We start from the raw sequence: 11729 nt of genomic DNA on the forward strand, positions 1-11729 counted from the left end.
TGTAAAAAATAACTTTTTAAAAGATAACTCAAAGAGCAAGATTATGAATGATGATCAATCAAAAAAAAGACTTGGGCGTGGATTAGCGGCATTGATTGGCGATATAAGTTTAAATGATAGTCTTTCATCTTTACAAAATAATGATAAATTGGCAGAATCTAGTACATTTTCTGAAAAGTTTGTCCCTATAGAATCTATTTCTTGTAATCCACATAATCCACGGCGTAATTTTACAGAATCAGAACTTGATAATCTAGCACAGTCAATTCGCCAACATGGCATTGTTCAACCTATTATTGTTAGGCCTTCACGCGATCATCCTCATAAATTTGAATTAATTGCTGGAGAGCGTCGATGGCGTGCTGCACAAAGAGCAAATTTAAATGAATTGCCGGTTATTGTTCGTGATGTGGATGATAAGACAGCTTTTGAATTGGCAATTATAGAAAATGTTCAACGTGCTGATCTTAATCCCATTGAAGAAGCTATAGGATATGAAATTTTGCTGAATGAGCATGGTTATACGCAAGAAGATTTGGCGCAAGTAATTGGAAAAAGCAGAAGTTATGTTGCTAATGCACTTCGTTTGTTAAAATTGCCACAAAAGGTACAAAAATTTTTAATAAATGGGGAGCTTTCAGTAGGTCATGCACGTTGTCTTATAACCGTTGATAATCCGGAAAATTTGGCGGAAAAAATTATTCGTGAAGGTTTTTCGGTACGTCAAACAGAAATGCTTGCATATGATCAGGCAAATACAAAAGTAAAAAAACGAACTTCTGTGGAAAAAGACGCGGAAACAAAATCCTTAGAAAAATTGCTTGCAGATGTAATAGGAATGAGAGTGATTATTCAACCTGGTAAAAAGGGTGGTGATTTAAAAATACACTATTCTTCACTAGAGCAATTGGATGATATTTGCCGACGTTTGCAAACCTAAACATTTTCCATAATTCGAGCCCTATAAAAAATATATTTATAGGGCTTAAAATTTTTCAAAAAATTTCTTTGTCTTCAAAAATTATACTTGAAGCTAATATTACCTTAAATTCTGTGAAAACAGATTACCCAATCTTCAGCTGTTATATTATTTTAAAACAATTTCTTTTGCTAAAAATATAGTTTTGTGAGGACTTAGAATACTATTATTTTTTCTTTTAAGGCGTATTTACTGTGGGTATTTGTATTACTGATAAGTGATAGAACAAAATGGTAGTGTATTCCTCTTATCATGCTTATTTGAGTATATGTTACAAAAGAGGAAGCAATAGAAATTAAAACATTATCAAAAATTATCTTTTCTTTTTCTTATGTTAGCAAATACCTCTTCATCCGTTGCATCTTCCATTCCGAGATTCTTTCTCAGCAAATTATCATCCCAACGAAGGAAAGGGTTAGTCGCCTTTTCCTGCCCCAAAGTGACAGGCAAAGTCATAGAATTTTTTGCACATAACAAAAAAACATTTTCTGCTCTTTTATGAAGTTTTCTATTATATGGATCAAGTGTCAATGCAAAAAGAGCATTGTTTTTGGTATACTCGTGTCCACAATAAAGAAGCGTTTCGTCTGGAAGTTGACGAAGTTTTTTTAAAGAATTCAGCATTTGTGCTGATGTTCCTTCAAAAAGACGTCCGCAACCAAGTGAAAAAAGTGTATCTCCAGTAAAAAGTAAATTTTCTTCAGGAAAATAATAAGATAATGATCCTAGAGTATGGCCAGGTGTTGAAAGAGCTAAAAGCTTTTGAGTTCCAAAGAAAAAAGTTTCATTGGGTTCGAGTGTTTTATCAAGATGAGTAATTTTTTCTTTTTCTGCTTCTGGACCAATAACTATAGCCTTATAAGTTTGCTTTAATTCTTCTAATGCTTCGATATGGTCATGGTGATGATGAGTTACAAAAATAGCTTGGAGTGTCCAGTTGCGCCGTTTTAATGCATGGTGAATTGCTTTACTTTCAGGTGCATCAATTGCAGCTGTGTATCTGCTTTTTTCATCGTGAATAAGCACACCGAAATTATCTTTTCGGCAAATGAACTGCTCGATTAACACGCATTTTCTCCATAACAATACGCAGCAATAAGCTATAAAATAATCTCTAGTAATGAATGTCTTATGTTTAAGAATCAGACCTATCAGTTTTTGTAAAGAGTTCCTGTGAATGTTTCATAATAAGAGGTATTTGGGTAAGCATGAAGAGAATTGTTATAGGCATGACACCGAAGACTTTAAAACTAGTCCAAAAATTATCGTTAAAATTTCGCCAAATTATTTCATTTAAAAAAGCAAGAAAAACGAAAAAAAACGCCCAACGGTAGGTAAGCTTCTGCCATCCTAAATCATCAAGCTTTAAAGTAGAATCGAAAATATAAAACAAAAGCGGTTTTTTAAAAAACATACCCCCAAAAAGGACAAGTGCAAATAAGCTATTAATAATAGTTGGCTTCATTTTTATGAAAGTGTCATTATGAAGCCAAAGAGTTAGAAATCCAAAGAATAAAACAAACACGCCTGAGATAAGAGGCATTATGGGAATTTTCTGTGCAAGAATCCAGGATAATCCTAAGGAAGCAACAATTGCCACCATGAAAATAGCAGTTGCAGGGAAAATAGGCTTATCAAAATTTTTAAATAGTTCAATGTTTTTTATCAGCCATTCACCTTTATAGTTAGCAAGAAAAAAGACGATTAACGGTCCTATTTCTAAGAGAAATTTAGTAAATGCTGGTGAAAAAAGTGGCTTTTTAAAATCAGAATTATTAGATAGATTGGGTTTTAAAGAAGTTTTTTTCATATGGATTTCCCTGCGATAGTTTCGGTAAAATCAGAAGCAGAAAAAGGTTGAAGATCCTCAATACTCTCTCCTATACCAACAAAATAAATGGGCAATTTATATTTTTCTGCAATAGCAACCAAAACCCCCCCCCGTGCAGTACCATCAAGCTTTGTCATTATTAAGCCATTAACTCCGGCGATTTCACGGAAAATATCTACTTGGCTAAGTGCATTTTGTCCGGTGGTTGCATCAAGCGTTTGAAGGATTGTATGAGGTGCTTGAGGTGTGTGTTTTCTTAAAACACGAATAATTTTTGCTAATTCATCCATCAATTCAGTTTTATTTTGTAAGCGCCCAGCTGTATCAATAATTAACACATCACTGTTTTCTTTTTTTGCTTTTTCATAAGCATCGAAGGCTAAACTAGCAGAGTCTGCACCTAGTTTTGTTGAAATAACTTTAGATCCTGTGCGCTCACCCCAAATGTGCAATTGCTCAATGGCTGCAGCGCGGAATGTGTCACCAGCAGCGAGCATAACTTTTAGCCCTCCTGCAGTAAGTTTTGCAGCAAGTTTTCCAATAGTTGTTGTTTTTCCAGTACCATTTACACCTACCAGTAAAATAACGTGAGGCTTATGATTAATATCAAGTTCTAATGGAATCGCAACGGGTTCTAAAACCTTTTTTATTTCATCAGCTACAATGGCGTAAATATCATCTAGAGATAAATTTTTTTCGTAACGATTAGAAGCTAAAGTATCTATAATGCGTGTAGCTGTTTCTACACCAAAATCAGCTTGAATAAGGATATCTTCCAGTTCTTGTAGTGTGTCTTCACCAAGCTTTCCCTTAACAAATAGAGCACTCATAGACTCGCTTAAGCGTTGTGAAGAAAGAGCTAACCCTTTTTTAAAGCGTTCAACCCACGCTGTATTGCTATGTTCAACAGGGAGTGGAATCGCAGACTCTTCAATTTTTTTTTCACAGATTGTATTCGTAACAATTATTTTTCCGGAATATTTTTCAAAATGTGGAGTTTTTTCATCATGTTTTATAGGTTTTATATTTTTATTTTCTGCTTTTTCTTCTTTTTTTAAATTTGTGCTTCCACTTTCTTCCTCTATATCGGTTTCGTAAGGAGTATAAACTTGTTTTGTTTTCTTCTTTTTATTTTGGTTAAAAGAAAATATTTTTTTTATAAAAGATTTTGTCATAGGGGCTTTCCTGCTCAAGCTGCATTTAATTTTTGTGGGACAGCAATCAATTTATCACCATCATGATCAACGATAAGGGCTTGAACAATTGTTCCATCTTTTGCACCTTTTATTTGTACAAGAGTGTAATCTTCTGTTCGTCCGATTTCATTTTTTTCAATGAGAACTTTTTGCTGACTGTTTTGTAAGTGAGCTAAATGCTTTTGGTAAGCTTCTTTACCTGCTTTACGCAATTTTTCTGCACGCATCTTAATTATTCTACGGTTTATTTGTGGCATACGTGCTGCAGGTGTTCCTTCTCTTGGACTAAAAGGAAAGATATGGAGATGTGTTAAATTACATTCATCAATCAAAGAGAGGCTGTTTTGGAACATTTCTTCTGTTTCTGTGGGGAAGCCAGCAATTAAATCAGCACCATAAACAATTGTAGGGCGTTTAGCGCGCAAATCTTGGCAAAATTGAATTGCATGTTCACGCAAGTGCCGTCTTTTCATTCTTTTTAGAATCATATTATCGCCTGCTTGCAAAGATAAATGCAGATGAGGCATTATTCTTTTTTCATAAGCTAAGAGATTGATTAGTTCTTCATCTGTTTCAATAGAATCTATTGATGAAAGGCGCAATCGGGGTAAATCGGGAATGTGGCGTAAAATAGCTGAAGTTAATTTTCCTAAGGTTGCTTTTCCAGGGAGGTCGTGACCATAACTTGTAAGATCCACGCCCGTTAGAACAATTTCTTGGATACCATTTCCTGTGAGTTTTTTTATTTGTTCAACTACAGCCCCCATGGGAACTGAGCGTGATGGTCCGCGCCCATAAGGGATAATACAAAATGTACAACGATGATCACAGCCATTTTGCACCTGTACAAAAGCACGTGTGCGCTCTTTCATTGCACTAACTATATGTGGAGCAATTTTTTTAACTTCCATGATGTCATTGATAAGCACTTTTTCAGAATGGTTTATGCCAAAATCAGGAAGCTGGCGATAAGAATGGGCATGAAGTTTGTCTTCGTTGCCTAAAACGAGATCTACCTCTGTCATAGAGGCAAAATTTTGTGCTTCTGTTTGTGCAGCACATCCCGTGACGATAATGCGAGCATGAGGGTTTTCACGTCTAGCTCTGCGGATTGCTTGTTTTGCTTGTCGTACAGCTTCAGCAGTGACTGCGCAAGTATTAAAGATAATAGCACCATCTTTCAGCTTATCGAGTCCAGAAGAAGCAGTTTTTTTGCGTATAATTTCTGATTCATAGCTATTGAGTCGGCAACCTAGTGTTACAATTTCTATCGCCATAAAAAACGATCCTTTTTGTAGTTCCCTGTTAAAGGATTAAGAAAACCACTAAATTCATATTCAATTGGGCCAGTCATAATAATGTGATCGTCTTTTTTATAAAAAATATCAAGTGTTCCCCCAGGTAAATTCACGTTGATATGGCGTTTTGTGAGTCCACGCCTATAAGCAGCCACCGCACTGGCACAAGCAGCGCTACCACATGCTTGTGTTAACCCGACCCCTCTTTCCCATGTGCGTAAATTTAGGCTTTTTTGTGATGTTACAAAAGCAATAGAAATATTACAACCTTCTAGAAAAAGAGGATCATGTTCAAGTTTTGGTCCATACTCTTCTAAGGGAATATGTTGAATATTATTCTTAACAAAAAAAACAGCGTGGAGGTTACCAACAGATATAAGGCAAGCATCCTTTAAGGGTCCAGCCGTAATTTCTAAGTGATTAGTATCAATTATTTCACGTGAAACAGACATTTTTCGGGGATTGAAATTTGGACACCCCATATCGACAGAGATAAGATTATTGGTTTGGCGCTTACCTTTAACAATTCCAGTAGGCATTTCCAATCTAAATGTTTCACCTAGATTGTGGTCTGTGAGCCACGCAATTACACAACGAGTGCCGTTACCGCAAGCCTTAGCCATTGAACCATCAGCATTCCATATTTCTATGCGGAAGTCGGCTTCCTTTAGACTTGGTGGATGGATAGCCATAATTTGATCAAAATGCATTTTTGGATCTTCTGATAAAGCAAAGATTGCTTGTGGTGTGATAGCGTATGTACTTTCACGCATATCAACAACAATGATTTTATTTCCAAGACCATTCATTTTGCTAAATGGCGTTTTCATGAAATTTCTCTATTTCTAATGATTATTCATAAGAAATATATGACTGAGAATCTTATAAATTTCTAGTACTTGGTAAACATAAACTACTAGAAGGAATTATTTATCGTCTAAAATAGAAAGTTTTCACCCTATTTTTTTTATTTGTTAATTTATCTTTGTAAAAGTCATATAAAAAATGTTCACCTATTTTTTTGAGTGAATCTATGTTCTTGTCATAGGAAAGAGTATAAATATGTCATTTTCAAAAATTTCGCCTTTCGTTGCAATGTTAACTGTAACTCTTTTAGGGGGATGTTCGACGTCGCAGTTTGGCAGTAACGATAGTAGCAACACAGCAGAAGTTTTTTATCCAGTTCAACAAATGTCAACATTTGAAGTGGTATCTGATAGTTCATCCGTATCTGAAGCATCAAATGTTTCAATGTATGAAAAAGGAGATTCTCAAACTGATGGGCAAATGGCTAAGCTTGAACTGCCAAACGATGCCGTTGATTTGTTTCCTGCAAGTATTGCTGGAGTGTGGAATCTTTCTGTTGGTGGAAAAGTTTGCCGAATTGCAACACCACAAACAAAATTTGGTCAAGGATATCGTGCTGCTCCTTTACATTGCTCGGGAATCTTTTCTCAGGTAAAATCATGGGATGTTAAAGGAAAGAGGTTGTATTTTTATAATAATTCAGGACGCATTATCGTTGTTTTTTATTCTTCTAATATTGATCGTTTTGAAGGGCGGACACTTAATAATCATCTAGTTGTTTTAAGTCGTTAAATTTTTTAAAGCCATTTATGAAAAAGTAAGAGATACGTTAAAGCTATGAAGAGAATTTCCACCGTTCATTAAAAACGTATTGAAAAAGGTTATTTGGATGATTTTAGTTTCAACGCATTATAAAGAGTTGGTCTGTAAAGGAGAAATCAGCTTTGATCCAGCTCAACAATCCTTAGCAGAACGTTTTGACTATTTATTAAAAGAAATTGCAGAGAAAAACATTCCTCGTCCTTGTAAATTCTGGCGTTTCTTTAAGAGAGAAAAACAAACTTCTTTTTCAAAACAAGATGGTTTTTTTCAGGGGCTGTATATTTACGGTGAAGTAGGACGGGGCAAAACTATGTTGATGGATTTGTTCTTTTCTTGTTTGCAGCAGAAGCGTAAAAAGCGCGCACATTTTAATGATTTCATGGTTGATGTGCATGAGCGCATTAATATTTATCGCCAAGCATCAACACGAAAAAAATCCGGACAACATGATCCCATTTTAGCTGTTTCTGCAGATTTGGCACAAGAAGCCCAGGTTCTTTGTTTTGATGAATTTAGTGTAACAGATATTGCTGACGCTATGGTGTTGGGGCGCCTTGTTTCTGCCTTATTTGATAAAGGGGTTTTTTTTATTGCTACTTCAAATGTTGCTCCTGATAATCTTTATTATAACGGTTTAAACCGAGAGCTTTTTTTGCCTTTTATTCAAATTTTGAAAGCACGCGTTCATATTATAAATCTTGATGCAAAAACAGATTATCGTCTTGATAAATCGGATCTACAAAATGTGTATATGACACCGTTAGGATTAGAAGCAAATAAATGCATGGATCAATCGTGGGCGTTGGTGCTACAAGGGCAGAAGGAAATATCTGATGAACTTTCTGTAAGAGGGCGTCTTATTCATATTTCACGCTCCGGAGCAGGTTGTGCACGATTTGATTATAAAGATTTGTGTGTGAAGCCTTTGGCAGCAGCTGACTATTTAGCACTAGGAAAACGTTATCATACTATTTTTATCGATAACGTGCCTGTGATGGATGATACGTGTCGCAATGAAACAAAACGGTTTATTTTACTTATTGATATTCTCTATGAACGCAACATAAGATTGTTTATGTCAGCGGCAGCTATACTTGAGAATTTGTATAAAGGATGTGCACAGACAATAGAAACCTTTGAGTTTAAAAGAACGCAATCGCGTCTTTATGAAATGCAAAGTCAAGATTATTTAAAACTTTGGGCAGAGCGTTTTCTTTTGAAATAGAAAAGCTGATTATACCTTTTCCTTTACATAGATCAAAAAAACAGTAACTTATTTGAAAATAAAAGAAGTATAATAATTCTATTGTATTTTTTTTAAATTCACTTTATCGATACAGCATGGTAGTTTTCTAACAATTGTTTTTACAGGAGATTATTGCTTCTGTGATGAAAAAAATGGGATAAATTTTATATTTGATGACATTATTGGAAATATGAATAAGATAAGAAAATATTCAGTATACTGGCGCTCATAAATGTGCGCTGATTGATCTAGTGTTAGAAAGAAATAAAATGGCACAAAAAAAAATAGCTCTTATTGGCTCGGGTATGATTGGTGGAACGTTAGCGCATATTATTGGGCTTAAAGAGCTTGGTGATGTTGTCCTATTTGATATTGCAGAAGGTTTGCCACAGGGGAAAGCTCTCGATATTGCTGAATCTTCGCCTGTTGATGGTTTTGATGTCAATTTAAAAGGTACTAATACTTATGAAGCAATTGAAGACGCGGATGTTATTATTGTAACAGCGGGAGTTGCACGAAAACCAGGTATGAGCCGTGATGACCTTTTGGGTATTAATCTAAAAGTGATGGAACAAGTAAGTGCAGGAATTAAAAAATATGCGCCTTCAGCTTTTGTTATTTGTATTACGAATCCCCTTGATGCGATGGTATGGGCACTACAGAAATTTTCAGGTCTTCCTACACATAAAGTAGTTGGTATGGCTGGTATTCTTGATTCGGCACGTTTTCGTTATTTCTTATCTAAGGAATTTAATGTTTCAGTTAAAGATGTAACTGCGTTTGTTTTGGGGGGGCATGGTGATTCAATGGTGCCTTTGGTGCGTTACTCAACGGTTGGTGGTATTCCTTTGCCTGATCTTATTAAGATGGGTTGGACAACACAGGAAAAAATTGATCAAATTATCCAGCGTACCCGTGATGGTGGTGCCGAAGTTGTTAGTTTGTTAAAAACGGGTTCAGCTTTTTACGCACCAGCGGCTTCTGCTGTTTCTATGGCTGAAGCCTATTTGAAGGACACTAAGCGTGTTATCCCTGTTGCTGCCTATCTTTCAGGTGAATACGGGGTTAATGATACATATGTCGGTGTTCCCGTTGTACTTGGCTCAGGTGGTGTTGAACGGATTATAGAAATTGATCTTGATAAAGAGGAAAGAAGTGCTTTTGAGCATTCTGTGAATGCAGTACAAAAGCTTTGTGAAGCTTGTATCACTATTGTGCCTAGTCTCGAGTAAATTGAGTAAGCTTCCGTTCGTTAAGTTATTTAACTACTTGTATTCAAAGCTTAATAAAGCAATTCATAAAAGAAAAGGACAAATGTATGAATATCCATGAATATCAGGCAAAACGTCTGCTTCATGCATATGGAGCACCAATTGCAAGTGGTGTTGCTGTTTATTCTGTAGAGCAAGCTGAAACCTGGGCAAAAAAATTGCCTGGGCCGCTTTATGTGGTTAAAAGTCAAATACATGCTGGTGGTCGTGGTAAGGGAAAATTTAAGGAACTTGGTTCTGACTCAAAGGGTGGTGTTCGGCTTGCAAAATCTGTTGAAGAAGTTGTTGCATATGCCCAAGAAATGCTTGGTAAAACTTTGGTAACCAAACAAACTGGTCCAGAGGGGAAGCAAGTGAATCGTCTTTATATTGAGGATGGTGCCGATATTGAACGAGAGCTTTACCTTTCACTTTTGGTTGATCGTGCGGTTGGTCGAATAGCCTTCGTTGTTTCAACAGAAGGGGGAATGGATATTGAAACGGTTGCTGAAAAAACACCTGAAAAAATATTAACTCTACCAATTGATGCTACGCAGGGTGTTACTTCTATTGATTGTATAAAGTTATGTGATGCATTGGATTTGCGTGATAGTGCACGAGAAGATGGTGAAAAACTTTTTCCAATTCTTTATAAAGTGTTTTGTGAAAAAGACATGAGTCTTCTTGAAATTAATCCGCTTATTGTAATGAAAAATGGCCATTTGCGTGTTCTTGATGCAAAAGTTTCTTTTGATAATAATGCTCTGTTCCGTCATCCAGAAATTTTGGAACTACGTGATCTTTCAGAAGAAGATCCAAAGGAGATAGAAGCATCAAAGCATGATCTTGCTTATGTTGCTCTTAATGGCACAATTGGTTGTATGGTCAATGGTGCGGGTCTTGCTATGGCAACAATGGATATTATTAAGCTTTATGGGGCTGAGCCAGCAAATTTCCTTGATGTCGGTGGTGGAGCTTCACAAGAAAAAGTAACTGCTGCTTTTAAAATTATCACTGCTGATCCAAATGTTAAAGGCATTTTAGTTAATATTTTTGGTGGTATCATGCGTTGCGATGTTATTGCTGAAGGTGTGGTTGCTGCTGTTAGGGAAGTTGGTTTAAAGGTTCCTTTGGTTGTTCGTCTTGAAGGTACAAACGTTGAGCAGGGTAAAGCGATTATCAGTGACAGCGGTTTGAACGTTATTCCCGCTGATGATTTAGATGATGCTGCTAAAAAAATTGTTGCAGCCGTGAAGGGAGCTTAAGTTATGTCAATTCTTGTGAATAAAGATACGAGAGTTCTGGTTCAGGGGCTTACAGGAAAAACAGGAACGTTTCATACAGAACAGGCGCTTGCTTATCATGGTACACAAATGGTTGGTGGTGTTAATCCTAAAAAAGGTGGTGAGGTATGGAAAGGTTCAAAAGGTGAAACTCTTCCTATTTTTGCAAGTGTTGCAGAAGGAAAAGAAAAAACAGGTGCGGATGCTTCTGTTATTTATGTTCCTCCTGCAGGGGCAGCGGCCGCTATTATAGAAGCCATTGATGCTGAGATTCGTTTAATTATCTGTATTACGGAAGGCATTCCAGTTATGGATATGGTTAGAGTAAAGGCTCGATTAGAAAAATCACAATCACGTCTTATTGGTCCAAATTGTCCTGGTATTCTCACGCCAAATGAATGTAAGATTGGTATTATGCCTGGTTCTGTTTTTAGAAAAGGCTCTGTTGGGATTGTTTCACGGTCTGGAACTTTAACTTATGAGGCAGTTTTTCAAACAAGTAATGAAGGTCTTGGACAGACAACAGCTATTGGTATTGGTGGTGACCCTATTAAAGGTACTGAGTTTATTGATGTGTTGGAAATGTTTTTAGCTGATGATGAAACTCAGTTCATTGTGATGATTGGTGAGATTGGTGGTTCATCTGAAGAAGAAGCAGCTCAGTTTCTCAAAGATGAAGCAAAAAAAGGTCGTAAGAAGCCGGTTGTTGGTTTTATTGCTGGTCGTACAGCTCCTCCAGGACGTACAATGGGGCATGCTGGTGCTGTTATTTCTGGCGGTAAAGGTGGTGCAGAAGATAAAATTTCTGCAATGGAATCAGCTGGAATTCAGATATCTCCTTCACCTTCGCAGATAGGAAAGACTTTGATGTCGATTTTGAAGGGATAAAAGAAAACTTTATATGCGTAACATGTGTTCTTATGTAGGTGAAGTATAGAGTATAAAAAAGATGAAACTTTTTTAATCTTTAGAGCATGGCTTTCTTTTCAGACATTTAAAGGTTGAAAAGAAATATAA

Annotated in this window: 11 protein-coding genes; 6 read left to right on the plus strand and 5 right to left on the minus strand. The window is 36.3% G+C overall.

Annotated elements, in window-relative coordinates; genetic code table 11:
* Window positions 1–43: 43 nt before the first annotated feature.
* Window positions 44–940, plus strand: a complete 897-nt coding sequence (locus WCP76_RS00710; protein WP_336293771.1) for a ParB/RepB/Spo0J family partition protein — start codon at window positions 44–46, stop codon at window positions 938–940.
* 345 nt (window positions 941–1285) lie between these two features.
* Here the strand turns inward: WCP76_RS00710 and gloB are convergent, their stop codons facing one another.
* From gloB to dapF, 5 genes are all read right to left on the minus strand, one after another.
* Complete coding sequence (gene gloB / locus WCP76_RS00715; RefSeq protein ID WP_336293772.1) at window positions 1286–2047, minus strand: hydroxyacylglutathione hydrolase; 762 nt, start codon at window positions 2045–2047, stop codon at window positions 1286–1288.
* Between the two features lie 67 nt (window positions 2048–2114).
* A complete protein-coding gene (locus tag WCP76_RS00720) occupies window positions 2115–2789 on the minus strand; it encodes a septation protein A (protein ID WP_336293773.1) in 675 nt (224 codons plus the stop codon).
* Window positions 2786–3985 (minus strand): signal recognition particle-docking protein FtsY, encoded by a 1200-nt coding sequence (gene ftsY, locus WCP76_RS00725; RefSeq protein ID WP_336293774.1) that lies wholly within the window; start codon window positions 3983–3985, stop codon window positions 2786–2788. Before ftsY ends, WCP76_RS00720 begins: the two co-directional genes overlap by 4 nt.
* A 14-nt stretch (window positions 3986–3999) precedes the next feature.
* Window positions 4000–5283, minus strand: coding sequence for a tRNA (N(6)-L-threonylcarbamoyladenosine(37)-C(2))-methylthiotransferase MtaB (gene mtaB, locus WCP76_RS00730; RefSeq protein ID WP_336293775.1), 1284 nt, complete (start codon window positions 5281–5283; stop codon window positions 4000–4002).
* Complete coding sequence (gene dapF / locus WCP76_RS00735; RefSeq protein ID WP_336293776.1) at window positions 5274–6134, minus strand: diaminopimelate epimerase; 861 nt, start codon at window positions 6132–6134, stop codon at window positions 5274–5276. Before dapF ends, mtaB begins: the two co-directional genes overlap by 10 nt.
* Before the next feature lie 232 nt (window positions 6135–6366).
* Between dapF and WCP76_RS00740 the strand changes: the two genes are divergently transcribed.
* The 5 genes from WCP76_RS00740 (at window position 6367) to sucD (ending at window position 11600) form a co-directional block, all read left to right on the plus strand.
* A complete protein-coding gene (locus WCP76_RS00740; RefSeq protein WP_336293777.1) occupies window positions 6367–6903 on the plus strand; it encodes an AprI/Inh family metalloprotease inhibitor in 537 nt (178 codons plus the stop codon).
* A 97-nt stretch (window positions 6904–7000) separates the two neighbouring features.
* The gene (zapE, locus tag WCP76_RS00745) at window positions 7001–8158 is read left to right on the plus strand and encodes a cell division protein ZapE (RefSeq protein ID WP_336293778.1); all 1158 of its coding nucleotides are present in this window, start codon (window positions 7001–7003) and stop codon (window positions 8156–8158) included.
* A 290-nt stretch (window positions 8159–8448) separates the two neighbouring features.
* Window positions 8449–9411 carry a malate dehydrogenase gene (gene mdh, locus WCP76_RS00750; RefSeq protein ID WP_336293779.1) on the plus strand — a complete coding sequence of 321 codons (963 nt, stop codon included), beginning with the start codon at window positions 8449–8451 and terminating at the stop codon, window positions 9409–9411.
* Between the two features lie 86 nt (window positions 9412–9497).
* On the plus strand, window positions 9498–10694 hold the full coding sequence (sucC, locus tag WCP76_RS00755; protein WP_336293780.1) for an ADP-forming succinate--CoA ligase subunit beta: 1197 nt from the start codon (window positions 9498–9500) through the stop codon (window positions 10692–10694).
* A 3-nt stretch (window positions 10695–10697) separates the two neighbouring features.
* Window positions 10698–11600, plus strand: coding sequence for a succinate--CoA ligase subunit alpha (gene sucD, locus WCP76_RS00760; RefSeq protein WP_336293781.1), 903 nt, complete (start codon window positions 10698–10700; stop codon window positions 11598–11600).
* Window positions 11601–11729 lie beyond the last annotated feature (129 nt).

The organism is Bartonella vaga, assembly GCF_037070895.1.
In the GTDB taxonomy this organism is placed as follows: Bacteria; Pseudomonadota; Alphaproteobacteria; order Rhizobiales; family Rhizobiaceae; genus Bartonella.

What these genes read in the sequence shown, in the direction of transcription:
- mdh (WP_336293779.1), top strand. Translation starts at nt 8,449, where the DNA reads ATGGCACAAAAAAAAATAGCTCTTATTGGCTCGGGTATGATTGGTGGA.
- WCP76_RS00720 (WP_336293773.1), bottom strand. Translation starts at nt 2,789, where the DNA reads ATGAAAAAAACTTCTTTAAAACCCAATCTATCTAATAATTCTGATTTT.
- zapE (WP_336293778.1), top strand. Translation starts at nt 7,001, where the DNA reads ATGATTTTAGTTTCAACGCATTATAAAGAGTTGGTCTGTAAAGGAGAA.
- sucD (WP_336293781.1), top strand. Translation starts at nt 10,698, where the DNA reads ATGTCAATTCTTGTGAATAAAGATACGAGAGTTCTGGTTCAGGGGCTT.
- WCP76_RS00710 (WP_336293771.1), top strand. Translation starts at nt 44, where the DNA reads ATGAATGATGATCAATCAAAAAAAAGACTTGGGCGTGGATTAGCGGCA.
- dapF (WP_336293776.1), bottom strand. Translation starts at nt 6,134, where the DNA reads ATGAAAACGCCATTTAGCAAAATGAATGGTCTTGGAAATAAAATCATT.
- WCP76_RS00740 (WP_336293777.1), top strand. Translation starts at nt 6,367, where the DNA reads ATGTCATTTTCAAAAATTTCGCCTTTCGTTGCAATGTTAACTGTAACT.
- mtaB (WP_336293775.1), bottom strand. Translation starts at nt 5,283, where the DNA reads ATGGCGATAGAAATTGTAACACTAGGTTGCCGACTCAATAGCTATGAA.
- sucC (WP_336293780.1), top strand. Translation starts at nt 9,498, where the DNA reads ATGAATATCCATGAATATCAGGCAAAACGTCTGCTTCATGCATATGGA.
- ftsY (WP_336293774.1), bottom strand. Translation starts at nt 3,985, where the DNA reads ATGACAAAATCTTTTATAAAAAAAATATTTTCTTTTAACCAAAATAAA.